The organism is Limosilactobacillus reuteri subsp. simiae (assembly GCF_020784875.1).
Lineage (GTDB): Bacteria > Bacillota > Bacilli > Lactobacillales > Lactobacillaceae > Limosilactobacillus > Limosilactobacillus reuteri_H.
The window spans coordinates 12,283-38,013 of the sequence record NZ_JAJGUI010000105.1; the positions used below are offsets into that span (position 1 = coordinate 12,283).

General features: G+C 36.9%; 18 protein-coding genes and 1 other annotated feature. Of the genes, 1 reads left to right on the plus strand and 17 read right to left on the minus strand.

Translation table 11 applies throughout. From position 1 onward, the window contains the following. Positions 1-115 precede the first annotated feature (115 nt). The 12 genes from LMC10_RS06060 to LMC10_RS06115 form a co-directional block, all read right to left on the minus strand. Positions 116-3,217 carry an AAA family ATPase gene (locus LMC10_RS06060; protein WP_229269211.1) on the minus strand — a complete coding sequence of 1,034 codons (3,102 nt, stop codon included), beginning with the start codon at positions 3,215-3,217 and terminating at the stop codon, positions 116-118. Position 3,218: 1 nt separating this feature from the next. Beyond that, positions 3,219-4,337, minus strand: a complete 1,119-nt coding sequence (locus tag LMC10_RS06065; RefSeq protein WP_229269212.1) for an exonuclease SbcCD subunit D — start codon at positions 4,335-4,337, stop codon at positions 3,219-3,221. 152 nt (positions 4,338-4,489) lie between these two features. Continuing rightward, positions 4,490-5,392, minus strand: a complete 903-nt coding sequence (locus LMC10_RS06070; RefSeq protein ID WP_229269213.1) for a GH25 family lysozyme — start codon at positions 5,390-5,392, stop codon at positions 4,490-4,492. A gap of 151 nt (positions 5,393-5,543) precedes the next feature. Beyond that, a complete protein-coding gene (locus LMC10_RS06075) occupies positions 5,544-6,320 on the minus strand; it encodes a tyrosine-protein phosphatase (protein ID WP_229269214.1) in 777 nt (258 codons plus the stop codon). A 96-nt stretch (positions 6,321-6,416) separates the two neighbouring features. After that, positions 6,417-9,842: a DEAD/DEAH box helicase gene (locus LMC10_RS06080; protein ID WP_229269215.1), complete on the minus strand. Its 3,426-nt coding sequence runs from the start codon at positions 9,840-9,842 to the stop codon at positions 6,417-6,419. Positions 9,843-9,906: 64 nt separating this feature from the next. Beyond that, positions 9,907-11,757 carry an LPXTG cell wall anchor domain-containing protein gene (locus tag LMC10_RS06085; RefSeq protein WP_229269216.1) on the minus strand — a complete coding sequence of 617 codons (1,851 nt, stop codon included), beginning with the start codon at positions 11,755-11,757 and terminating at the stop codon, positions 9,907-9,909. A 700-nt stretch (positions 11,758-12,457) separates the two neighbouring features. Continuing rightward, on the minus strand, positions 12,458-12,715 hold the full coding sequence (locus tag LMC10_RS06090; RefSeq protein ID WP_109913531.1) for a hypothetical protein: 258 nt from the start codon (positions 12,713-12,715) through the stop codon (positions 12,458-12,460). Positions 12,716-12,793: 78 nt separating this feature from the next. Beyond that, positions 12,794-14,197 carry an amino acid permease gene (locus LMC10_RS06095; RefSeq protein ID WP_229269217.1) on the minus strand — a complete coding sequence of 468 codons (1,404 nt, stop codon included), beginning with the start codon at positions 14,195-14,197 and terminating at the stop codon, positions 12,794-12,796. Next, a complete protein-coding gene (gene mmuM / locus LMC10_RS06100) occupies positions 14,190-15,122 on the minus strand; it encodes a homocysteine S-methyltransferase (RefSeq protein WP_229269218.1) in 933 nt (310 codons plus the stop codon). The genes LMC10_RS06095 and mmuM overlap by 8 nt, the downstream gene beginning before the upstream one ends. A 52-nt stretch (positions 15,123-15,174) precedes the next feature. Next, positions 15,175-15,417, minus strand: a binding site (T-box leader). A 148-nt stretch (positions 15,418-15,565) separates the two neighbouring features. Next, the gene (locus LMC10_RS06105; protein ID WP_003667058.1) at positions 15,566-15,991 is read right to left on the minus strand and encodes a protein-export chaperone SecB; all 426 of its coding nucleotides are present in this window, start codon (positions 15,989-15,991) and stop codon (positions 15,566-15,568) included. Positions 15,992-15,993: 2 nt separating this feature from the next. Then, complete coding sequence (locus tag LMC10_RS06110; protein ID WP_035156485.1) at positions 15,994-16,230, minus strand: hypothetical protein; 237 nt, start codon at positions 16,228-16,230, stop codon at positions 15,994-15,996. Positions 16,231-16,233: 3 nt separating this feature from the next. Beyond that, the gene (locus LMC10_RS06115; RefSeq protein ID WP_035156488.1) at positions 16,234-16,770 is read right to left on the minus strand and encodes a hypothetical protein; all 537 of its coding nucleotides are present in this window, start codon (positions 16,768-16,770) and stop codon (positions 16,234-16,236) included. A gap of 245 nt (positions 16,771-17,015) precedes the next feature. Here LMC10_RS06115 and LMC10_RS06120 point away from each other — a divergent pair, with 245 nt between their 5' ends. Beyond that, on the plus strand, positions 17,016-17,669 hold the full coding sequence (locus LMC10_RS06120) for a helix-turn-helix domain-containing protein (protein WP_229269219.1): 654 nt from the start codon (positions 17,016-17,018) through the stop codon (positions 17,667-17,669). Between the two features lie 86 nt (positions 17,670-17,755). Here the strand turns inward: LMC10_RS06120 and LMC10_RS06125 are convergent, their stop codons facing one another. The 5 genes from LMC10_RS06125 to LMC10_RS06145 form a co-directional block, all read right to left on the minus strand. After that, positions 17,756-19,780, minus strand: coding sequence for a UvrD-helicase domain-containing protein (locus tag LMC10_RS06125; protein ID WP_229269220.1), 2,025 nt, complete (start codon positions 19,778-19,780; stop codon positions 17,756-17,758). 1 nt (position 19,781) lies between these two features. Next, positions 19,782-21,995, minus strand: coding sequence for an AAA family ATPase (locus LMC10_RS06130; RefSeq protein ID WP_229269221.1), 2,214 nt, complete (start codon positions 21,993-21,995; stop codon positions 19,782-19,784). A gap of 88 nt (positions 21,996-22,083) precedes the next feature. Beyond that, positions 22,084-22,929, minus strand: a complete 846-nt coding sequence (gene rfbD, locus LMC10_RS06135; RefSeq protein WP_229269222.1) for a dTDP-4-dehydrorhamnose reductase — start codon at positions 22,927-22,929, stop codon at positions 22,084-22,086. A 281-nt stretch (positions 22,930-23,210) separates the two neighbouring features. Continuing rightward, positions 23,211-24,329: a UDP-galactopyranose mutase gene (gene glf, locus LMC10_RS06140; RefSeq protein WP_229269223.1), complete on the minus strand. Its 1,119-nt coding sequence runs from the start codon at positions 24,327-24,329 to the stop codon at positions 23,211-23,213. A 2-nt stretch (positions 24,330-24,331) separates the two neighbouring features. Then, entirely contained in the window at positions 24,332-25,723 is a 1,392-nt protein-coding gene (locus LMC10_RS06145; protein ID WP_229269224.1) for an MATE family efflux transporter, read from the minus strand. Between the last annotated feature and the right edge of the window lie 8 nt (positions 25,724-25,731).

Sequence of the window (25,731 nt, forward strand, 5' to 3'; positions counted from 1 at the left end):
TTATGAACGAACAAGTCTTCATCTCGCAAATCACCTCCCCTATATATTTATATACGAAAAAAACTAATTTTTGCACTTTTTATTTTTAAAGTTTTTTATCTAATTTCATCATCGCTTATATTTCATGCTGGTATGAGACGTAACTACGGCCATTTCGTGATCGAACAATTAATTGATCTGGAATTTGTTCTTCCAGTTCAGTGATATGACTGATAATTCCAATCATCCGGTGGCCTTCGAGTTCTTGAAGGGAATGAAGAGCATCTTCAAGAGCTTGCTGATCAAGAGAACCAAATCCTTCATCGATAAAGAGCGCGTCAATCTTAATTCCCCCACTTTGCTCTTGGACAATCTGACAAAGAGCTAAAGCAAGGGCAAGTGAAGCCATAAAACTTTCACCACCAGAAAGCGTCCGGGCACTTCGCGTTCTGCCAGCATTATCATCATATACATTAACTTCAAGTCCACTCCACTTGGCCCCAGCACCATGACTTTCCGTTGCTAATTCAAACTGGTAGCGGCCATTAGTTAACCGTTCTAACTGAACATTGGCTGCAACTAAGACCTCTTGAAAATATGCCTGTAATACATACCGTTCTAGGCTAACGTGATTTTCGGTATTCCCAGTCACGACGTCTGTTAATGTTTGTAATTCATTAATTTCTTGATCAAGTTTTCCTGTTTTTTCAACTACCTTAATAATCTTTTGATCCGTTTCTTCTAATTGCTTATACTGAGCAGTTAACTGACCCATTTCTTGCTGATATTGCCGAAGTTGTTCACGCTCAGTATTAAGTTTGGTCTGCGTTGACGCAATATCTGGCATGGGATGATTATTGATGGCCTTAGTCAACCGCTCTTGTTGGGACTGATTATCCTGGACTTGATTCTCAAAGGTCGTTACCTGTTCACGTAATGATGACAATGTTGCTACTTGTTCACTAGCTTCTTGCCAGAAATTCCATTTAAGTTGGACATCATATTGGGCTAAAAGGTTCACAAGATATTGGTGTAAGTTATCCTGTTGCGTCGTTTGGGTAGTAATTTCTTCTTTAGTCTGGTCGATCCGACTATTTGTCCCTGCTAATTTTTCGGCATTTTCTTGTCGTTGTTGTTGCAATAATTCAAGCTGGTTATTAAAGGCTTTAATCTTTAGTCGATCAGTTTGAATTTGCTTGTCAGCAGCTTCTTTAGTAGTAAATTTTGCTGGTAAAGAAGCTGTTTTTTCTTTCAGAATAGTCTGCTTGGCGATTAAATCCTGTTTGCAGCGGTTCACACTTTCGTCTATTTTATCTAATTCTTTTTGAGAGAACTTGGATTCTTGTTGCAATTCTTCCTCTTCTTGGCGCCATTCTTTAACCTGTTGTTCTATTCTATCGAGGTCAGTCTTCATTTCTGCTAGTTTTTGAGCGTGATTTTCAATTTGTCCTTCCCAATCACTCGGTAATTCATTATCCCCTAACAGTTCAGCTAAATTTGCCTGCTTGGTTTCTACCCGTGTCGTTAAGTTAGCAATTTGGGCAACGCTTTGGCGAACTTGCTCTTTTAACTGGTCAAACGTACTACGATTTTGTTGAACTTTAACGGTTGCTGCTTTAACTTGCGCTTCCGTTACTAACTCACCATCATCTGCTAAATTTGCTGGATGGGGATGGTCAAGCGATCCACAAATTGGACAAGGGGTGGCTGGCTTTAATTTTTGAGCAAGAATGGCAATTTGGTGACGGGCAAAGCGATCATTCAAGTCATCCAATCTACTTTGCGATTTTTGAACGAGCTTTTCAGCATCCCCCTGCTTTTGCTCTAATTTCGCGCAATTTTCCTTTTCAGATGAAAGTTTTGTTTCTAATTGCTTTAAATCTTTTCCAACAGTCGTTAATTTTTCCTGAAGCCCTTCCTTCTTTGCTAGTTGGACTTGAATCTCCCCCAAATTTTCATACTCTTTTAAATTATTAGCAATAACCGTCAATTGCTGTTGAGCGTCTTGCAACTTCTTCTTGGAAGCAGCTTGCTGTTTTTTCTGCTGATTTAAGTGTGTTTGTAGTTCATCGACAGCTGATTTTAGCTTATCTCGATCATCGAATAATGGTAGTTTATTCGTCAAGTCGGCGACCTCTGTTTGAAGCTGATCAATCTCTTCTTGGCGCTGACTCGTTTGCTGCAGTTCAGTTTCAATTACTTGCTGTTGTTTTTGAAGGTTGCACAGGTTCTCATGGAGAATTTCATTGTCCGCTATTAATTTTTGGAGACGCTTTTCGCCATCTTTCCACCGTTGATATTCTGTCTGGTGTTCTTGATACCAGTCAAGGGATCTTACTTGTTGCTTTATTTCTTGAATCTCTCCTGCTTGAGCTTGCAGTATTTCCCCAGCCTTAACAAGCTCAGCCAATGCCTCAATGTTCTTTTTCAACTCTTGCTCAGTATGAAGTTGGGCATCAAGCTGATCAACTTTCTTTTGCTGTTGCTGCTCATCATCGCCCAAGTGTTCAAGATTAGCTTTTAGTCGGGATAAATAATTTTTTGCTTCCGCTAACCATTCTTTAGTTGTTAATTGCGCATCAATCTCGGTTGCTGTTTCCTTTAATGATTGAAGTTTTGTTTCTTGGGTCGTCAATGACTTCTTCTGTTCGCGCAAATCGTTTTTTAATTGCGTTGCCCACTGCTCATAACGGGACGTATTAAAGAGGTCACGCAAAAGAGCTTCCTTCGTATTGCTATCTGAATCAAGAAACTGCCGAAACTTTCCTTGAGGGAGAAGAACAATCTGCTTAAATTGATCACGGGTTAGGTTGAGCAGGTCAGTAATAAACGTGTCTGCTTCCTTGATCTTAGTAATTTCATGGGGATGATCACTTTCAAGCGGATAGATAAGGTCAACGGCTTGATTATGTTCAACTAAATTACCGCGACGTCCCTTTAAAACCTGTTTAGGACGACGCATAATTTGATATTTAAGGTCTTGGTGTTCAAAGGTAAACTTCACCATTGTTTCTTGATCAGCTGGTGCGAAATCAGAACGTAAAGCAGCAGCCGACCGATCACGATCATTGATTGTTTGACCAAAAAGTGCATAACACATTGCATCAAAAATCGTGGTTTTTCCTGCACCAGTATTCCCTGCTACCAGAAATAAGGAACGCTCTGTGAACTGCGTAAAGTCAATCACTTGATGCTCATACGGCCCAAAGTAATGTAGTTCAATCGTTAATGGACGCATCCTATTCCTCCCCTTTCATAATTTGAGTCAAAGCCTTTTCTGCCCATTTCTTTTGGCGGTCCGTTAAATCATTTCCCATCGTTTGGGAATAAAAATCCGTAAGCAAATCAAGGGGTGATTCCCGAGCACGTTTCTTACTAAGGTTGAGTTGAACCTGCTTGGCCTGATATGTCCGGTGAAGGCTGACAATCTTCGGATAATATTCGCGTAACTTGTTTAGCACATCGGGGATTCGTTCTTGGTTGGTCAATTCAATGTCATAAAAATCTTCTCGTAATGCTTCTGCGGGTTTTGTAGCCAGTTCAGCAAAACTCCCTTTCAAAAGGTGAATATCATGAACTGGCGATAGTGGAACCCACTTGGCCTTAAAAGGTGCTGTATCAACAATCCAGACGCCCTTTTCTTGCTTGGCTTCCGATACTGAAAATTTCATTGGAGAGCCACTGTACCTAACTTTTTCGTCATTTAAAGCGTTGCGGTTATGAAGGTGACCAAGGGCAACATAATCAAAGGGAGCTAAAACATCTGTCGTGACTGCACTCAATCCGCCAACCTCAATCAAAGTTTCAGAATCAGCCGTTCGCTTACTTCCAGCCGCAAAGAAATGGGCGACGAGGACATACCTTTTATCAGGGTCAAAATGTTTTTCCAGCTCGGTTGTAATCCGCGCCATCGCATCATTGACATTTTTAATCTTGTCATCATTAAAGTAGTTGCGAACTTCTTGAATCCCAAAGAATGGCAATAAGAAAAACTGGGTATCCTTGATTGTGACCGGGGTAAAAGCATCATTAATGTCAGTATTTAAGAAAAATGACTGGTAAGCAAACCAATCGGTCCCCGTACTTAAACGGACCGCTGAATCATGGTTCCCACTGATTGCCAATAAAGGAAAATGATCAGTCAAGTTTAATTTTTGCAGCATCTGGTTTAAAAGCTTAACCGCTGCTTCATTGGGCACAGACCGATCATATAAATCTCCCGCAATCACTATCGCATCAACTTGCTGATCTTTGGCAATTGCTTCAATCTGCTTAAAGGTTGCTAGCTGATCATCAAGCAAGCTAAAATCGTTTAAGGTCTTGCCAATATGCCAATCAGCCGTATGTAAAAAACGCATAAGTTCCTCCTAAAAATAGTGTCTCTAATATTATATATACGCAAAGAATCGTTAAATCCACTTAAAATCTTGTATTTTACAGAAGTGAGGCTGGGAGAAAAATTTTCTCTCAGCCTCACCTTTTTTCACGAATAATACGTGGAACTAGATTCTTAACTAAGTGGTTCAAATTTACCAAATGCCTCATTACTATCAGCGTTTCGGCATGGAAGATAGCCATATTGCCCATCTGCGCGGGGCTGACGTAACCAAACATAGCCATTATGACGTGACCAGGCATCATAATCAATAACGGAGCCAACTGGCAAGGTCGCAATCACAGAAGATGTCGGCAGTGCACCCCAGCGTAAATCAAGAACGCGATCCGTGATAAAACGTCCCTTTTCACGGTACCACTCATCGCCCAAGGAATCTGTCCACGTTGACGAATCATTTTGTGTCAGGGTTGGCTTAACATCAACTTGACCGCTTGGATTAGCAAGGCGCTCCCAGCCCTCACGATCAACCGTTGCAATTGAGCGGTCCTCATCGTCCCCCGCGAATTGCCAAAGAGTATATGTCTGCCATGGACTCGTATTAACTGTCATTGCCGGAACTGTCCACGAATGCCAATCCATCGAAGCATACTTGGCTACCCAGAGGCCACAATCACTGACACAATTGGCAACTTGCCAAATTGCTGATTCTTGAACATAGATTAACGGCCATATCCCTGTTTGGCGGTGAATTTCATCAACAAATTGCCGTACCCAAGTCGTATCACCCCAGGCAGCATTTTGGTACTGTTCCCAATCAACGGCTAAAACTGCCTGGCCGAGCTTATCTTGAATATGCGATAAAAAATAATTTGCTTCCGCGATCGGGTTGCCACCACCAGCATAATGGTAGAGTCCTAAAAGTCGACCAGCATTTCGGGCCAACGAATATTGATATTGATACTTTGGATTTAAGTAGCCCGTCCCTTGTGATACTTTAACAATCGTGCCTTGTGCATGAGGGTCAGTCACGATCCAGTCGGCACTTCCGGAAAAAACGTCTGTAAAATATAATGCCATCAATTTATCCCTCTTTTGAGTCCCCGCAAGCACCAATAGGCCTCCAATGTTCGGTTTAACCGGGCGTTGGAGACCATTGTTGTACTGCGCTATTTGTCTTTTATAAAAGTAACTTGATTTATGTCACAGTCTCTAAACTAATCTTAGCTTTTTAAAACAACCCAAACAATTTCTTACGCTGCTGAACCTTCTTAATCTGATGGCGACCAATTTCATCCCCGTTAATGATAGCTCGCGCATTATCTTGGTATTCTTGAGCAACGCCAGCGCCAAATTCACGCGATAATTTGTCAAAGGCCTGCCGCATTTCGTATTTTCGTCCTGGAAGGTCATGGGCATCAGAAGCAAAGATATATCCTTGACCAGCCGCAATCAAGTTTTTACTGAATTTTTCGACTTTTTTACCAAACGTACCAACATAGGAACTAGCGGTGATTTGCGACAAGCACCCTTTTTCCAGCATTTGATAAAGCAAGTCTGGTTCAGCCATGATCTTGGTATTCCGTTCAGGGTGAACAACCACTGGCGTAATCCCTCGTTGTTGAAGGCTAAAAATCATCTGGTTAGTGTAATGGGGTACATCATTGTCTGGAAATTCCAGCATCATATACTTCCCACTCTCATCAGCAAATAAAATATCATCATTATCAAGGGCTTCAATTAGCTGACCATTAATTCGCACTTCTTGTCCCGGAAAGACAGTTAATGGAATATTATTTTTCTCTAGTTCTTCTTGAAATTCTTTTGTTCGCGCTAAAACATCTTGTTTATGGTTTACATAGTGCCCGTTCATATGGTGAGGAGTCAAAAGTGCATGGGTAACCCCGTTTTCTGTTGCTTCTTTTGCAAGTCGCAATGAAATCTCCATACTTTTTGAACCATCATCAATCCCCGGCAAAAGGTGACAATGTAAATCAACCATTACCATTCTTCTCATCCCTTTTTTCACATATTAATATTTTAAGTATAGCAAGTTATAGCGGGATTTTATAGGGACTTAGGATAAAACTTCACAAAATCCATATTATTTGAGAATGTTGAGAAGGGTCTCCTTGTTGATGACGGCATTTGCTAGCTCATTTCCTGAAAGAATAGAATTGGCAAGAGCTGCTTTTTTCTGTTGCATTTCAACAATCTTCTCTTCAATTGTGTTTTGTGCAATCATTTTGTAAATTGTTACGTTATTCTTTTGACCAATACGATGAGCCCGGTCAGTCGCTTGATTTTCAGCCGCAATATTCCACCACGGATCAAAATGAATGACAACATCAGCACTCGTAAGATTTAACCCCGTTCCTCCGGCTTTCAGAGAAATTAAGAAGACGGCTGGCTGATCATAGGAATTAAATTCATCAACAAATTGTAAACGATCTGCTTTCTTTGTCTTTCCTTCAATCACAAAGTACTTAATTCCTGCTTTAGCAAGTTTTTCTTTTAAGATTGCTAATGCCGATGTGAACTGCGAGAAGAGTAAAATTTTATGATTATCCGCCACTTCATCCTTAATTAAGTTCATAGTTGCCTTAATTTTTCCCGAAGGACCACTGTACCCCCTATCTAACAATTGGGGACTGCAGCATAGTTCACGAAGACGAGTAATTTCTGCCAAGACTGCTAATTTATTCTGCTGAAATTCTTCATCATTCTGTTTTTGAATCTGTCTTATCAATCTTTGAGCACGTGCCTGATATAGGCTTTCTTGTTTACCAACCATGGGCGTTAAAAATACCTGTTCATTTTTCATCGGTAAATCATTAAGGACATCTTTCTTCAAACGACGGAGCATGAATGGTTGTACCAAACGTTTTAAGTCGTCCTGAGCTTGCTCATCCTGATTTTTAATAATCGGTCCTTCATACTGTTTGCGGAACTGCTGATAAGAACCGAGAAAGCCAGGCATCAAGTAGTCAAAAATACTCCAAAGTTCGCTTAACCGGTTCTCAATCGGAGTTCCGGTTAAAGCAAAATGCTGCTTAGCATTGATCGCTTTGACTGTTTTAGCGGCAGCAGTTTGGGGATTTTTAATGTATTGGGCCTCATCAATAACTTCAATATTAAAAACATGCCCTTCATAAAAATCAATATCTCGTTTGGCGGCATCGTAGGAAGTAATAATGATATCCCTTTCTGTACTTTGCGCAAACTGTTTCCGTCGTTCAGCTTTACTACCATCAAGAACAGTTACTTTAAGATCTGGCGCAAACTTTTTAATCTCATCTTGCCAATTATAGATAACTGCCGCTGGGGCAACAATTAAATTCTGTCCGTTTCCTTGTTCACTTAATAGAACAGTAATAATCTGCAGGGTCTTGCCTAGTCCCATCTCATCCGCCAGCAGTCCACCAAAATGATACTTCATTAAGGTCATTAGCCACTGGACACCATCATATTGGTAGGGACGCAATGTTGCATGAGGATTTGCCGGCACCTTAAAATCTTTCTGGGGAGTTTTAACATCAGTAACTAGCCGGCGCAATTCTGAAGTAGTACGGTAATTCAATGCTTCTTGGTGGGATAAAAGATCATCAAGATAAAGAGCACGATACACCGGCAATTTAAGTTCTTCCGCAGTAAAATCACGTGATGAGATTCCCATTTTGCGCAATATCTCAACTAATTCAGTTAGCGAAGGTTCATCCATCTTCAAGGTTTTCTTGCCCAATTGATAGTATTGCTTATGCGGTCGAAAATCTCTTAGAATTTGCTTGATTTCTTTAGCGGTTAGTTGGTCATCACCAAAATCAAGCTTTAAAAGGCCAGAATCAATGGAGATACCGACACTTACCTTAGTAAACGGCTGTTTGTATAACCCATTAAATGCAAGAGTAGCCTTAGTAATTCCTATTTCTTGCAATTCATTGACGCCAGTTGCTAGCAAATTTGTTGCCTCATCAACTAACAGAACTGCTCTTGTCCCGGTTTGATTAAAATTGGTGAAATATTTAGCTAGTACCTGTTCAACTCTTTGCATCAAAAATTGCGGAAGGTCATCAATTTTCTTAATCTTTTGTGTTTTGCCATCAGTTTCAGTTGCCAAGTCACAATAAATCTGTTCATCATGATAATCCAATAAGAAAACTACTGTTGGTAATGAAGGCAAAAATTTTGATAGGTCACGATCTTGGGGCAACTCGACTGAAAACATCGACTGAAGCTTGGGTAACACATAGCGGTAAAACTCAGCCATAGTATCAACACCAAAGACAAGGTCACTGGTTACTGGAAAAACAGGGTCTAATTTATCAGGGGCTATTCCTGTAAAAGCAGTCCAGGTATGGTCATCAAGGTGACGACTTGGATCGTCATCGGCACCATTTGCTTTAATTGAAATTGCCGCTTTTAACACATGTTCTTCCCGCTTAATAGGCACTTTCCACCGATTATAAAGCGTATTGCCGGTTTTTAGTATTTGGTCAACTTCATCCATAATCACGCCAGCCAGGGGCAGCGCATTTTTTACGGATGCTTCGTAATAACCATCGCGCGTTAAATCAGCGGTCGAGGATAGCTTGATAATCAAGTCTAACCATTGTTTACTATTTTTATCAAGGTTTTCGGGGGTAATTTGCTGATCAAAGAACTTTCCTAAATGAAGCCGCTCACCACGGGCAATCCCATTTGTTAAAGTTGTCAGGTTTGGAAACTTATACATATGGTCTGGTACACCTGCCCGGAAGTAAAGGTATTGACCACCATCATAGTATTCACCGATATTAGCAGTAATGATCGTCTGACTATCAGGATCGCGATCAAGAAAATTAGCTAGCATTTGCCGGGCCGCTTCATTAGTATTCTCTTCAATATTATGTTGATCAAGATACTTTAATAAGTAATAAAGGGCAACCATTTTAGCGATCTGTTGTCCTTCTCTTGTCTTTACAAAGTTTACCTGGACGTCCACAATCGTTTTTCGATTAAAAGCAACTAGCACTGAAAAGTAATATTGTTTAAAACGCCCAGCCACTGAATAATTCCACTTAGCTCCAGGAATTGTAAAATAAGCATCTGCAGCTTTAATTAGGATCTCAGAAATGATTTGAACATCGTCAAGATTAGTAAAGACATGTTCAATCAGCCGTAGCGGAAAGACTTCTTTACTTAGAAAACTTTGCGGATCAACTGGTAAACGGTTTGGCGGAAAAGCTGATTGAAAAACTTCCCCTAATGATTTTTGCGGTTCAATATTTACCGAATCATCATCAATCGCCTCTAAAACCGCGGCCATGTGTTTACAACGATGGTTATCCTGCGCATAGGGACAATCACAATGAAGTTGAGAAAACTTTCCATTATGGTATCTACCAGTTACTTTATAAGCCCGATTTCCCTTAACGATTGCTGAAAAATTATCGTCTTCATCAAGGACTAAGCTTTTAACTCTGCCGCGATAGTAGTAATCTTTCCCTCGTTCATAAATTCGTTGTGCAAATAGATTACGCCAGTTACTCATGTGTCGATCCTTTCAAACATTGTATTTTCATTGATTATATAGACTAGCATGACGAAAAACAAATTTATTCGTACCGTTTGAGTATTGCCCCAATTCCTACTAGCCCAATAACTGCGCCAAGGGCAATAATCGAAAGTGACGATTCATCCCCGGTTCGTGGCAAAACATCATTTGTTGTCTTGGCCTTATAATACTTAGCTAATGAAGTCTGAGTAATGTTGCTTAGGGCCGCCTGACCTTTTATTACTCCGTTTGGTTGGACGGTATTTTGCTTGGTTTGCGAAGTCACCAATATTTCTGGTGCTGAGGTTTGATTATTATCATTAACTTCTATTACCTGGGCGGAAAGATCATTCGCACGCATATTATTTTCTTGGGCACTATCAATCGTTTTCTGCGCAAGCGAAGTCTCTTTATCAGCGTCTACCTGTTTTTCTATTGCGGTAACAGTAACTTGCTCGTTAGTTAAAATCACCGATCCATCAGGAAAAACAATTAAGACATCTTCAATATGCTTTCCGGGATGTTGAAGGTCGGCTGCAACTTTAGCATCATCTTTCCACACTACCTTTGTTCCCTGGGGTAGCTTATTTTCTTGTTCATCGCCGGGCAAAGTAATAACAGCTTTATTCTGATGATCGTCATTTTCAACCGCAATCGCCGTCGTAACTTTAGGAGCAGGAGTTACTCCTGGCTCAACTGTTAGTGGTTCAAGGTTAATTAGCGAGCTATACTTTAAGGCATCGGTTTGTGCAGGAAGTTTCTCTTTTGCTGACGCTAACTTTTCTTGTGAATTTGTCTTATTGAGTAAGGCTTGCAAGAGCTTGGTTTGCGCATTGATTGCTTGGGATTGAGCATTAGCGCGATTTCCTTCAATTTGTGATAAGAGTACACTATCTTGCCAAGCTTTCCGTCTTGTTGAATCTAAATTGCTTTTAGCATATGTAAGCTTTTCTTGTGTCTCAATAAGATTGTTAGTCACTTCTTCAAGTTGCGGCAAAAGATTCTTAGAAACACTTAAATAGTAATTTCCAGTTTCTAATTCTTTTTTCGCAATTGGCAATATCTCAGCAGTCTTCCTTTGGTCTTCTTCTATTATTTTATGATGCCAATCAATTATCTCTTGAATATCACTGATATCCGCAGATTCTAAATCTAGCCATGAACGCGAACGATCCTTTGTAATCCAATCATGATAATGTTGATATTGGTTAAAAGTACCCTTTTTCTTTTCAATCATTATTTGATTAAGCTCAGTTAATTCCTTATTAACTGCATTTATTTCATAATTAATGGTGCCTAAGTTATAATAAGCCGGCGTATTTTTATAATCATTGTCAACAAAGCTCTGGTTTCTTCTAATAACTTCTTTTAAGAGATCAATATTATCCTGATATGCTTTGAGTTTAAAATTCTTTTCCGCTTGTGCATTCTGTCCTTTGTAACCATCATAGTTTGCTAAGTCAAATACTAAAGGTTTGTCTGAATTCATCATAGTATTTAAATAGAATACTGGAACTTTCAGTATTCGCTGATACTCTTGCTGATACTTTGTTAAGTCATTTTGAACATTATCAAATTCTTGCTGAGCATTAGTAACAGCTTGATTTGAACTATTGCTTATTTTTTCCTGTACCTTTGCTTTAGAATCTGCGTCTGCCAAATTTTGATTAGCAATATTAAGGTCATTATTTGCGGTTGCTACGTCAGCATTGGCTTTATTCACCGCGTCTTGGGCTGCACAGACATTCTGCTGAGCTTGTTGGTTCGCATCAGGCAGCGTTTGTTGAATAGTATTTTTATTATTTTGCACTGTATCAGCTTTGGCGGAATTACTAATGGCCGCCACCCCCGTTGTAACAGCCATCACCGTCGCAGTTGTTGCTAAACTCTTCTTTAATTTTCTTTTCTTCATAAATAAAACCCACTTAATTATATTTAAAATTACAAAAGGCCAGTCAGCGAATAACGTTGATTGGTCTTAATAATCTTTATCATTTTAGCATACTTTATGATGTACACAAAAAGAGATAATATGTTAAATACACATTACCTCTTTTTCTTAGGCGACAACATGAACCCAATCATGAAGTATTAATAAATACTAACGCCCGTATAAATTACCTGTTTTCATTTCACATAATGGGCTGCCGAAGCATTGAAACTAATCTTTAATCCCATTCGTTATTATAATTATAACAAACCTTAAACACAATTGATAGTTTTAATCGATTAAAACTACACCGTATTTTCCAGCACCATTATAAATTAGTCCTCCATCATATCTCTTTCGTCTAATTTTTTGATAAATACTGGGATCACTCTTTTTTTGCCCTATCTTTACATAATGTAACAACAAAGGCCGTGGAATAAAATCAGCAATTTGTAATAGATTATTATTACTCATTTTTTCTACAAAAGAAATGCCGGTTAATTTATTTTGTAGATATAGAGCCGAATACCGATAAGGTTACTTTAATTTTTAGTAATTGCTGAAAATGGATGAAAATTCAGTTTTTTTTGAAATTTTATAGCAAAAATTTTATACTTTTTACTGCATATACAAAAACGCACCTCTTTCACAAGAAGTGCGTTTTCATTTATACCTATTTATATTATTCTTCAAATGCCTTTAGCTGTTTCCAAAACATTGGGAGTAAGAATAGCTGGAGGAATAATACACAGCCAGTAAGGACACTTGTATAACTAAAGAAGATTAATTCTGAAAATAAGTCGGCTAAAATTACGACCGCGATACAAAGCTGGCTAACAGTTAACCATTCTCGCTTAATTCTATTAGCTGAGAAGATCATTACTAATTGGATTGCTACTAAGACTGCCTGAATCAACTGTAGTAAAAATAGTGAATGCATTTTATATCTCCTAACTAAAAATTATCCCCGTACATTTTACTACACGTTATGATTTTTTTAATTACAGCTTTTTTACATCTATTTAACAACTGTTGAAACCTTTTTCTTCGTAGTATACTTGCGCCACAAGGTCTGTAAATAATAAGCAGCATAGCAAACAATTACAAACGGAATCGTACAATACAAGGCAATTCGTTGTTGTGGATCAAACCAAATTAAGATGCAAGAAAGGCTGCTAGCAATAAATGCAAACCATGGAACAACCGGATACCATGGCGTGCGATACTTTAACTCACTTAACTGGTGACCAGCTGCTAAAAAGCGCCGACGAAAAATAAGCTCACATAAGGAAATCGCAATCCATACAAAGACAACCGCCAATCCAGAAACAGAAACCAAGACTAAATAGACCGTTCCAGCCGCATAGATACTGGAAAGCAAAGCTAACACCCCGCCAAGCATACTTAAGAGCAATGCGAAAACCGGAATCCCGCGTTTATTGGTTTTGGCGATGACAGCTGGAATCGTTCCTTCATTAGCTAATGACCATAACATCCGGGTTGATGCGTATAGGCCAGAATTAGCGGCAGAGATAATCGCAGTGAGAACGACAAAATTCATTAAATCAGCAGCATATGGAATACCAAGTTGGCTAAAAACGTAGACAAATGGGCTTTGCGTTACCCCCGCCTTTTGATAAGGAATCAAAGAGGCCATAACGATCATGCTCCCGACAAAAAAGATCACTAACCGCCATAAAGTAGTATGGATCGCCTTAGGGAGGGTCTTTTCAGGATGCTTAGTTTCCCCCGCGGTGATGGCGATTAATTCAGTCCCAGAGAAAGCAAAATTAACCGTTAACATCGTCATAAATAATCCGCTAAAACCACCTGGAAATAGGCCGTCCTTAGTAAAATTATTTAGCAAAGGCGCATGATGATAACCTTGAATCGGAATAAGGCCAATTACTGCTAAAGCCCCCAACAAAATAAACGCGCAGATCGCAACCACTTTAATCACCGCAAACCAAAATTCGCTTTCCGCAAATGCTTTGACAGTAAAAATGTTAGATAAGAGGATAATGATGATAAATAACAAGCTCCACCACCAAACCGGAATCTGAGGAAACCAGCGCTTCATAATTAGGCCAGCCGCGGTAAATTCGGAGCCCATCGCAATCGTCCAAGTCAACCAATAAAGGATCGCAACGGTAAATCCAGTAGCAGGTCCGATCAGATTTTTGGCGTAAACATGAAAAGCCCCCGTATACGGCATCGCAACACTCAGCTCACCTAAACATAGCATGACGGCATAGACGATTAACGCGCCAATCAAATAAGCAATAACGGTTCCCAACGGTCCAGCCTGATGAATCGTGTAACCAGAACTCAGAAATAGGCCGGTCCCGATTACTCCGCCAAGCGCAATCATTTGGATATGACGCGCACTCATTTCACGGGCTAAATGCGTCTTCTTAGTCATGATGGGCGCCTCCTTCCAAGTACGCATGCAAGGCGGCAATATCTTGGGGCGTAGTAGTACAGCATCCCCCAACAATTGTCAGTCCAGCCGCGAGCCATTGTGGTAAGTAATCGACTAACCCGCGACGCCCATGAGGATAGCTCCACGTTTTTGTCATCGGATCATAAGTCGCACTCGAATTAGGATAAGCAATAACTGGTTTATCAGTGACTTGATGGACCGTCTCAATGGCTGCCGTTACCTCTTCTAACGGAATACAATTTACTCCCACCGCAAAAACATTTGGATACTTCGCAACGGTTCGAGCCGCCACTGCTAATGGTGTTCCATCTGGCAAATACGTGGAATCTTTCAAGGAAAAACTGACATAGCATAGGATATCGGGAGCCAGTTCTTTAACAAGGTCTAATTCTGCCAAAACTTCATCTAAGCGTGGCTGGGTTTCAATCGCAATCACATCAACGCCAACCGTTAAAATATCAGTTAATCGCGGTCGATGAAATTGTTGATATTCGATTGTACTGAGGTGATAATCACCAGTATATTCACTCCCGTTAGCAAGATAAGCGCCATAAGGACCAAGCGCTCCCGCCACATAGTTATAAATACCGGTTTCCTGCTGATATTCATCACGCGCTTCTTTAGCCAAGACGACTGCCCGCTGGATCAATGAATGGGCCTCTTGTTTTGAATAACCATTCTTTATGAATGCCGGAACATTTGCCTGGTAGGTATCAGTAATTGCTAATCGGGCCCCCGCCTTAAAATATTCCTGGTGAACTTTTTTAACTAATGCTGGCTGGTTAGCTAAAACACTCGCCGTCCATAATGAGTTATTGGTATCAGCACCTAATTGTTCCAAAGCCGTTGACATTGCGCCGTCAATTAGTAATGGTTTAGTTAATTCTGCAGTAATCTTTGTCATCTTTATCCCCTCCTCGTAAATAAAAAAGCCCCTCAAAAAGAAACTAGTCTTTTCAAGGGACGATCAATACGCGGTACCACCCAAATTCAGGAAATTTAAAATCCTGCACTCAAACAAACTTATTCATAGTAATAAATTTGCAGCTTGGGTAACGGTAGCAACGCCGTGATCTGCTAATTATTCACCGATCAATCGCTCACGAACCATCTTCACTAACTCTAGAAATACTGCATTGCACCAGTCACAGCTCTCTATTAAATCTATAATTAGTTACTCATTCGATCTCAGCAAATTCTCATATAAATTACGACTAGTATAACGATCGAGGGCGAATTCGTCAAGGGTGTTTTTAATGTGATTTTAATTTATAAATGGATCTGATGTGAGATAATATCTATATTTTATAAGAAGAATGCTAATATTATTTTAAATAGAGAGTAATTCTATAACTGACTTGTAAAATCTATAAACGGTATATTCTGTTCACGAAATTTAGAAAGTGAGGTAATACTACGAATTTGTGGTCTGATATAGGACAGAAGTAGAGAAGCAGCATTTACCTTTAAAAGATCTTCTTCCTCTTCTGTACTCAATCCTTTTTTCCAAATAAACTTTGCCTTCATCGTCTGTCTAATAAAGAACGGTTTATTACTATTCATATTTATTTGATTAAAATTGGAAACTGTTAGAGAGACAATGGAGCTTTTATTAAATTTACTTTCTATTTGAATATCACTATGGTTAGTGCTTATCATCATATTTTGAGAAATATCTAAACTACCTTTATAGTTAGGATTTTCCATAAATATGGACTCTACTAACTCAGGATTTGTAAACTGAATGATACTTTTGTTATTTTGTGAATCCATAATTAAGCAACCTTTTGTTCAATTGTCTTAGTTTCATTGAATGCTGAATTTGTATTTACAGATATTAGATTATGATCTTGCGATGAAGCCATTATCAAACTATTTAACTCATCAATAATATTACTGTCATCTTTATCATCAAAAAAAGCAGAATAAATCTCTTCATCTGATATCCAGTTCTTTGTATCCAGAGCTTCTTCTTTTAATTTAGCCTTTTTAGCATTACCAAATATTGACATTTTCTACACCTCTGCAACTTTTTTGATAATATCAAGATTCCTAATGACGAGTTCTCGTCCATTTGGAAAGTTTGATGTGGTATTAGGAATAAAGCTTGTATATGTACACTTTACCATAAAATCTGGAGTCTCATCAAACATCCCTTTTTTAATAGCTAATTCTAATATTATCCCATCAATATTATGACGTTTCTTAGCATTCCCTCTACGATATTTTTTCCATATTTCATTGGCTCTTTGTTCGAGGGACGCCCTAATTTGATTCCATTTTTGTTTAAATTCTTCATCATCAAGATCTATATAGTAAACATCAGAGGATACGCTTATAGTTACTTCTAGCACCTGCGTCTTTCCATTTTTATACTGAATAGCGTATCTTCTAGCGTTATTTTGAGGATCCCAAATATTTTCTTCGTCAGGGCAATATGTATATACACCATTTCCTAAATCATTGGTAACTTCCTTATGAATAATTTTGAAATTCTCTCTTAGGATTTTTTGAGCAATTTCTTTTGTTGTCCCATGATATACTTCAAGCATTATTATGTCTCACCCCGTACACTCTTTAAGTAGTCAGCATAACTATAATATTGAACTTTTTGAAGTGGAAATGTATACAAGTTAAACTGAGTCTTCAAATAATCTGCCACTTTCTCATCTGTGAGTCAACCTTTTTCTTTTATTTCTCTAATAAAAAGTTTTAAATCATGATATTCAATAAACCGCTTAAAATATGGATCTTTTTCACACAAAGAATCAAATGAAGCATCTTCTGTAGCAAGAATATGCAAACTAAACGACCATGGAATATCTTTAATCAATCTATTAAAAATCGTCTCCAATTTGACCCTCATCAACTAAAACGACCATTAAGTGTGTTATGTATAAAGGCACCCACAACTAATATTCAACCATTGGGAACGATCCTAACGAGGTTTATTAGTTTCCACTATGATGATTACAATGTTTATATGGTGGAAAATAGCAGTCCGGTCATCACCAAAACGATTATGCAAGAGTTGGCCCCTTATTTAATTAGAAATAAAACCAGTGCAGGACTGAGCAATTCTTTTACTCATCTGCACCAGTTTAATCAATTCTATCAACAAGCAGTTAAAGCAATACGACTTGGAGAAGCAAATTCGTTTAATCAATATCATGATTACATTGCTCTAGATCTTCTTGATCATATCCGCCAAGATCAGTCTTTGAATAATTATCTAAGTCCCCAAATACAAAAACTAGCAAAAGAAAATTCAGAACTATTTAAAACACTGAAACTTTTTCTTCTAAATCACGAGAATAAGAAACAGACCGCTCTTGATCTTCAAATTCATCGTTCGACGTTAGATTACCGCTTAAATAAGCTAGAACAGATTAATTACAACGCGCCAAGCGAATATCTTTACGTTTTCCTGTCCTGTTTGCTTGTTGGATAAGCTAAAAGGCATCCTCCAACATATTAGGTACTAATTTCATTTACATTAGCTTCCATTAAAAGTACAGGTGCCTCAATCATCAGACACTACTCCTGTTCCGTCTCAATACGTTCAACATTCGGAAATATCTTACCAATCTTTTCAGCTAATTTATCATCTTTAAATTTCTCAGTTTCATATATTACATACAACTTTTTCTTAGCTCTAGAGCAAGCAACATACAAAAGATTTCGCACCTCATTAAATCGTTTCTGGCCTTTTTCATTAAGAATACTATTATTGTAATTTTCAAAAAACTGTTTACAATAATCATCCCTTCTCGCAAAATTATCTTGTAAAACAACTATAACATTATCAAATTCCAGGCCCTTAGACCCGTGTAAGGTATAATATTTTATTCCTGTATCCATACTTTTGTCAAATATGTAATTATACCAATTTTCGAATTGTTTGAACTTAACTCCAAAAAACTTATCTAATGACTCAGAATTTCCCTCGTCTGAGAAGAATAAATAGTCAAATGCCCTATTTTTAATGTAAGTCATAACATCATCATTTTCATCATTTATTGAAAAAATATTTCTAATAGCCTTATCGCCCTCGTCAATTTGACACAACTGCACTATGCACTCTTGAATAGTCATTGTTTCCATATTCACTAACTTGAGCCTAATATTTTTAATTAATTTACTGAATCTGTCGAATGTAATTTTACTAGCGGTTAGTTCTGGCATAAAATGAATAACCTGATTTACGGTTGAGCGATCGTCAATGACACATTCAATAAATTTCACAAATTCTAGTATCTCACGCAAAAGCCATCCAATATGTAATGAATTTTTCTGTAAAAACTCATTGTTTATGTTGCCATAATTTTGCTCGCTAAATCTCGGAAATTTACTAATTACATCTAAAAGTTCACTGAATCCTCTCTTAGCTGCAATATCATTATTCTTTAATAATAAACATGCAGCATTTTCAGTTAGATCGTGTTTTTTTAAGAATTCAGATAAATCAAAATCTATATTTGTTAAATAAAACTCACAGGACTCACCCTCATTGTTTTCATAGATAGATTGTTGGCCAAATCCATCATTTCTAACCTTTTCAATAACAGAGATAATCTGTGTTGTTGAACGGCGATTAAATTTCTTTTGAATAAGCTCATATTCATCAATATTTGGTAAAGTTCCGATTCCATCCCTATAAATACTCTGCAAAGCATCTCCAAAATAACCAACCGTAAAAGACTTATTTTTATCTTCAGCATACTTCTTAACACAGCTAATTATATCAATCACTTTTATATCAGTATCTTGATACTCATCAACAAAAATATATGGATAACTATCTAATAACATTTGCTGTAATATATCATATTCTTCGATAATTTTTTTGCAGTAATCTAATAACGTATCATGGCTAATAATATTTTTCGCCAAATTATCCCTATTTTGGGTTGGGCGATATTCAACCTTACTAGGATTATCTTCTAATGCTTTTGAGTACTTCACCATCCTATTGACAGCCTTAACTGCATCCTTAAATTTTCCAAAGCCAAATTTATAGTTCCCCCAGAAATCATCATGCGCTCTAATAGCTTTCCAAAAAGGATCAGCCCTCCCATGATAATTTTTATAAAAGACATCCAAAAATCCTTTATCGCTCACTTTTTCCTCAAAAATATTTTTATCTAACAAATAATTTTCTATAAACTGCTCTTCTTGTTCTTCAGCCTTTATCTGCTCATCCTTCAGCTTTTTTCTATGCTCATGGATTAGTAAGATCTGTTGTATAGAAATAAAGTCCCATAAAAAATCATGAATAGTAGAGATTTTTATTTCGGAATTATAACCAATTCGGTCAAGAATTTCATCTTTAGCTGCATTAGTATATGTTATACATAAAATTTTTTGACTGCGATCTTTTAATAGTCTTCTTTTGTCTTGATCTTGTAAAATATGCTCAATCGACTTTACAAGTGCATATGTTTTCCCTGCACCCGCACCAGCATCAAAGCAAAAACTCTCGGAATTATCTATACACTTATTAATTTGTTCTTGAATTTTTAATTCTTCAATTCGATTTGCCTCAGTAATTTCTTTTTTCATATTACTTTTCCTCAAAAGATTCACGTAACTCTTGCAATGCTAAAGAAATATATTCGGGCTCTTTTATCACAAAGCCATCTTTTATTACTGGATAATAGACTAAGTCAGTTGAAAATTTTTCTTTTCCTTGTGCACTTGCTATCCCATACTGGTATTTAAATGAATTTTCTAAAAAAGATTCCTTTTCTAATTTTTCTTGAGAGTATGCCCGAGGATGGATATCACCTAACAAAGTTATGAGGGAACTTTGAAGATTACAATCTTTACCATTAGTTAAAATAATAGCTTCCTCAAAGCTAGTAGCATAACTACCATTAATTTTTCCTTGAGAGTAAATAGAAATGTCAGTTTCAGAAAGTTTAATTTTTAGATATTCCTTTTCGCCAATAGAATCAACTATCTCCTCGTTTATAGCGTTGTTATCATCGTCAGCAATATTATTAGATTGTTTTATAAATGCCTTTAGTGCACCATTTGTCGTTAAACATTCATTGCTATTTGCACAATGCCCCGCTAAATCCTTTATATTGTCCTCTATAGGTTTGTTATTGTCATCTTTCTCTCTTCTTATATCTAAATCAGTTAATACAATAGTTCTCACCTTGATGAGTTTTAATAGGCTAATAAATTTATGGGCAAAAGCGCCGTCTATTCTATAAACCTTAATATGATATGTATTTAGCTCCTCTTTATCAATAAGGTATCTCAGATAAGTTTCTTCAGACATCCCTTCTACTAAAATAATAGCATCAGCGAAAAAGACATCAATTGCCTCTAAACGTAAATACTTTTTAATGTATTCATACTTTTTATCTTCTCCATCTATTAAAATTTCATCCATAATATTTACAATTATATTTTGACCATTAGGCGAACCTAAATAAATAATATTATTGAGCGTATTTCCAGATTGAATTTTACTATTTAGTATATGCGAAGAGTGCGTAGTAATTAAAAGTTGAAAGGTGTCAAATTCATTCTTTTTTCCCAAAAGCATGGCAATTGCTTTTGCAATATTCTTTATGAATTGTTCTTGCATTTGCGGATGCATAAATGATTCAGGTTCTTCAATACAAAGTATATTGATGGCGCCATTAATATCATCTTCTTTATAAAGCTCAAGATAATCGACAATTTTAGCAATAATTACCATCAAATTAGTGTAACCCATTCCATATTGAGATTCTGGAATATTATTACTATTTTCCTGGTACTCATAAATTATGTTATTAGTAAAGATCTTTTCTAAAGTAACATCTGGATATAGATTCATCTGTAGATTCCTTGATGATTCAATTGCTGAAACAGCATTTTGTAAAATCCCTTTAACATTTTCATCTACCATATTTTTGATTTGAGAACTTAAACTATCGACTATTTCATTAATACCATCTAAATGATTATTTTTTGCATACGTTAGCACGATTTTACTATATGCCTTTGATAAAGTATCAGCATTTTTAACAGTGTTTGCCTCAACAACATCAACTTTAAGCAATGGTACTAGCGAAAACTGCTCAGCTGGTTCATCTGATTCAAGAGGATAAAAATTGAGAACATAATAATCATCATCAAAAAGAGTTAAAAATTTCCGATAGTTTAATTCTTTATAATATGAGGTTTCTTTACTATTGCCTTTATTATGTTCAGACTCCTTTAAGATATTTAATTCAGCTATAAATTTTTCTGCATTTGCAACTTCGTATCTAATTATAATCGTCACTTCGGCAATATCCTCGTCTACATTATTATTCTCTATTTCAGTTAAGCCGCCAATGACTAATACATCTTTAAAACTTGAGATATTATCATTTCCATCATCTATCCCAATTTTTAGCTCAAATTCCATATACGGTAAATCTTTAGGTGAGATTTTCTTATCCAATGAAGGATTTAAAATATATTCATCATACCATTTATGTAAGTAGTTCAAATTAAAATCGGTATAACTAAAGGCGTTTCGACTGCCACATCTTTTACTTTGTAATACATTTAATAACTTAATAACAGTACTTTTTCCTGCATTATTCTTTCCGACTAATAACGAGGTACTTTGTGAAATGTATTTTTCCGTTTCTTCAATATTTTCGTTATTTGCACTAGTAATATTTTTTGGCCACCTACTATGTGCAAACTTGAAAATCTGACCTTCACCAGATTCTCCATAACTTTCAAATTTTCGATAATTTTTTATTGATAGGCTCTTCAAATACATCCTTACTCCCCCAATACATAATCACTAAGCTCAAACATATGTTCAAATTATACCACACAAAAAACCGGCGTCCAAGCCGGTTTTCGCTCTACTCTTCAATCTCCCCCATAAACTCACCTAACGCAGTCTGCCAATCCACAATCTCAAAGCCCGTGCTCTCTGCCTTCTTCAAGCTCATAACTGAATGGCGGGGGCGGTAAGCTTTGGCTGGATATGCTGATGAATCAACGGGAGCGACTTCAACATCTTTATCCTTTAAGATCTCGGTGGCGAATTCGTACCAGGAACAACTATTCTCGTTAGATAGCTGGTAGGTGCCGAATGACTGATTATGATCAACTAAGTACGTCATAAATTCTGCCAGGGTTCTAGTCCACGTTGGACGGCCAAATTGATCATTAACGACGGTGAGCTGATCATGGTCTTTGGCAAGACGAAGCATTGTGTATACAAAATTCTTACCATATTTACCAAAGACCCAGGATGTCCGAATGATGTAGTAATCCGCTAAGGTTTCTTGGATGGCTTTTTCACCAGCAAGTTTAGCTTTACCATATTCGTTTCGTGGATTAGTGGGCGCATCAACTTCATACTCGCCTTCATTGGTCCCATCAAAGACATAATCGGTACTGATGTAAACCATCTTAGCGCCAACTTTTTTAGCGGCCTCGGCAACATTACGCGTACCATCGGCGTTTACTTGCCAATTGAGATCTTTGGCAACATCTTCAGCGTTATCAACGGCGGTATAAGCAGCACAATGATAGATCACTTCTGGTTTAAGCGCACTAATCTTTTCATTTACAACGGCTTGATCAGTGATATCCATTTGTTTAGAATCAAAGGCGTCATATGTAATTCCGTGTTCATCTAATAGGATCCGTAATTCTGAACCAAGTTGACCATTGGCACCAGTGATTAAAATTTTTGCCATTTTTACCTCTCCCAATTACTAAACAAAAGGCGACATCTAAAAGAAAAGACATCGCCTAATGCAATTATTTAGCTACCATATTAGTATAAAATATCTTCTAAAATTTTGGTAGTAGTTTAAAAGAAAAACCTGCAATAAATACAGGTTCGACACACATATTACAACATTAGTGTTAAGAAGAAAAAGGCGTCCTTCGACAGACACCAATTCAATGAAGTTTAATTATGTTGCTTAGCTATTGTAACAAAGAATTATGCATAATTCTATAAAAAGATTAAATTTTATTTAAATTCTTCCTTAACAGCTGTCAATGCTGCATGTAATACTTGATCCATGTTGTAGTAACGATATTGACCTAAGCGACCACCAAAAATCACATTATTAGCCTGTTCACTCGCTAATTTTGCATATTGCTTATACAAGTCGTTGTTTCGTTGATTGTTAATTGGGTAATATGGTTCATCACCACGATGCCAATCAGCCGGATATTCACGAGTAATCACCGTCTTATCCTTATCACCCTTACCAAATTCAAAGTGCTTATGTTCAATAATCCGGGTATATGGTGTTTCCGCATCAGTATAGTTAATTACCGCGTTACCTTGATAATTGCCAATGTTCTTTTTCTCAGTTTCAAAGCGTAAACTACGGTACTGTAATTCGCCTAACTGGTAGTCAAAGAATTGGTCAATCATCCCAGTAAAGACAATCTTTGGATAATCTTTAAGGTATTCATCTTTCTTATCAAAGAAGTCGACTCCAGTTTCAACATCAATCAAATCACTATCCAGCATTTTTTCGACAATCTGGGTGTAACCACCAATCGGAATTCCTTGATAGGTGTCATTAAAGTAGTTGTTATCGTAAACTAACCGCACTGGCAGACGCCGGATAATAAAGGCTGGTAATTCAGTTGCCTTTTGTCCCCACTGCTTTTCGGTATAACCTTTAATGAGCTTTTCATAGATATCGCGACCGATTAAGGAAATGGCTTGTTCTTCCAAGTTTTGTGGTTCTTTACCAGCCATCTCTTGGCGTTGCTCATTGATTTTTGCCATTGCTTCTGCCGGTGTCCGTACACCCCACATCTGGCTAAAAGTATTCATGTTAAATGGGAGGTTATACATTTGGCCTTTATAATTAGCTACCGGACTATTCGTATAGCGGTTAAATTCCGCAAACTGGTTCACATAATCCCATACTTCTTTATTAGACGTATGGAAAATATGTGCACCATATTGATGAACTTGAATACCGTCTACTTCCTTAGTATAGATGTTACCAGCAATGTGGTTGCGTTTTTCAATCACTTTTACACGCTTACCACGTTTAGCAGCTTCATAGGCAAACGTCGCACCAAAAAGGCCCGTACCTACTACTAAATAATCATAGTTTTTCATTATTAATTAAACTCCTTAATTTTTAATATCTTAGCCTTAACTAAAAAGATTCTGAGAATATATAAAGCACATATTATAATTAATGCTACTCTCCAGTCAAAACTATTTGACACAAACATAAAAATAATAGCAAGGATAACGTCTGCCACTTCTAAAGCACTGACATTAGTCTTAATATCCTTGCTTAATAAAGTATCAGCTAATACACTTCTAAAAATGATTGCCAATACCATTCCCACTATCACAAAATACATACTGTTAAATATGTATGCAGAAATTAATCCAAAAATTGAACTAATAACAATAGTGATAATATTAATTTTTAGTAATAATACTTGTTTGTTTAATACTTTAAAGAAAGTATTGCCGATTAAATTCATCTTACTGTCAAAATAACAAATTGGTAATACTGTTGCTAAATAACTAATACTTTCTTTATAATCTGGTAACCATAATTCTAGAATATATTGAACTGGTAAATACGCAATATACATCAAAGGTAAAATATAGAATAATCCTAAGGTTAATTTACCATAATATCCTTTTAGTTCATCTGAAGATAGTCTTCTTAATGCCGGAAACAGGACTAATCCAATTTGCATGATAAATGTCAGAGCAAAATTCATTAATGTTAGAGAAAAGGAAACTTTACCAAAAGCAACTAATCCCCATTTCATATCAACAATTTGACGACCTACGCCCAAAATTAGCAAGGAACAAATATTGGCAATCATCAAACTAATTCCAACCCGCATACTAATTAAAGACTCACGAATTCCAAGATTAATATCAAATTGAGATATACTAAATTCGGGATAAATTCGAATCAACAAATATCCTAAGGCAAGAGCAATTGAAACAATATATAAAACTATATAAGGATACGCCTCTGTATATCCTAACCACATCAGGATAATTTGTGATAAAAGAAAAACAATCCGAATAATAATTATTGATTTAGAGTAGATATTTGTTTCGTTAATTGCTTGAAATATATATCCCAAAAAATTATGACAAGTATAGAATAAATAATAAACAACTACTAAGAAAATTACTTTTTGACGATTTGCTGAGTCAGAAAATAGAATCATAACTGTCCCAACAAGTATTCCTAAAATAGTCTGAAAAATTATTCCTACTCCAAATTGACTTTTAACAGCATTCCCATCAAGTTTGGACCGTAAAATACCACCATATCTTAAATAAACACCATCATTTAATCCTAATGCTAAACATGGAATATATGTACTATAGAAGATAAATAGCTGCCAATAACTATAGTTAACTACACTTAATACTTTAGGCAAAACTAAATTAGTGCTGCAACTAACAATAAGGGAGATTCCTTGTGCCAAAAAAGCAAAGATAAAATTTTTCTTTAATTCTTTTTGCATATCTTACC

Excerpts from the sequence above, each read along its gene's own strand:
- LMC10_RS06060 (WP_229269211.1), bottom strand. The coding sequence starts at position 3,217 with ATGCGTCCATTAACGATTGAACTACATTACTTTGGGCCGTATGAGCAT.
- LMC10_RS06065 (WP_229269212.1), bottom strand. The coding sequence starts at position 4,337 with ATGCGTTTTTTACATACGGCTGATTGGCATATTGGCAAGACCTTAAAC.
- LMC10_RS06070 (WP_229269213.1), bottom strand. The coding sequence starts at position 5,392 with ATGGCATTATATTTTACAGACGTTTTTTCCGGAAGTGCCGACTGGATC.
- LMC10_RS06075 (WP_229269214.1), bottom strand. The coding sequence starts at position 6,320 with ATGGTAATGGTTGATTTACATTGTCACCTTTTGCCGGGGATTGATGAT.
- LMC10_RS06080 (WP_229269215.1), bottom strand. The coding sequence starts at position 9,842 with ATGAGTAACTGGCGTAATCTATTTGCACAACGAATTTATGAACGAGGG.
- LMC10_RS06085 (WP_229269216.1), bottom strand. The coding sequence starts at position 11,757 with ATGAAGAAAAGAAAATTAAAGAAGAGTTTAGCAACAACTGCGACGGTG.
- LMC10_RS06090 (WP_109913531.1), bottom strand. The coding sequence starts at position 12,715 with ATGCATTCACTATTTTTACTACAGTTGATTCAGGCAGTCTTAGTAGCA.
- LMC10_RS06095 (WP_229269217.1), bottom strand. The coding sequence starts at position 14,197 with ATGACTAAGAAGACGCATTTAGCCCGTGAAATGAGTGCGCGTCATATC.
- mmuM (WP_229269218.1), bottom strand. The coding sequence starts at position 15,122 with ATGACAAAGATTACTGCAGAATTAACTAAACCATTACTAATTGACGGC.
- LMC10_RS06105 (WP_003667058.1), bottom strand. The coding sequence starts at position 15,991 with ATGGATTCACAAAATAACAAAAGTATCATTCAGTTTACAAATCCTGAG.
- LMC10_RS06110 (WP_035156485.1), bottom strand. The coding sequence starts at position 16,230 with ATGTCAATATTTGGTAATGCTAAAAAGGCTAAATTAAAAGAAGAAGCT.
- LMC10_RS06115 (WP_035156488.1), bottom strand. The coding sequence starts at position 16,770 with ATGCTTGAAGTATATCATGGGACAACAAAAGAAATTGCTCAAAAAATC.
- LMC10_RS06120 (WP_229269219.1), top strand. The coding sequence starts at position 17,016 with ATGCAAACTAAACGACCATGGAATATCTTTAATCAATCTATTAAAAAT.
- LMC10_RS06125 (WP_229269220.1), bottom strand. The coding sequence starts at position 19,780 with ATGAAAAAAGAAATTACTGAGGCAAATCGAATTGAAGAATTAAAAATT.
- LMC10_RS06130 (WP_229269221.1), bottom strand. The coding sequence starts at position 21,995 with ATGTATTTGAAGAGCCTATCAATAAAAAATTATCGAAAATTTGAAAGT.
- rfbD (WP_229269222.1), bottom strand. The coding sequence starts at position 22,929 with ATGGCAAAAATTTTAATCACTGGTGCCAATGGTCAACTTGGTTCAGAA.
- glf (WP_229269223.1), bottom strand. The coding sequence starts at position 24,329 with ATGAAAAACTATGATTATTTAGTAGTAGGTACGGGCCTTTTTGGTGCG.
- LMC10_RS06145 (WP_229269224.1), bottom strand. The coding sequence starts at position 25,723 with ATGCAAAAAGAATTAAAGAAAAATTTTATCTTTGCTTTTTTGGCACAA.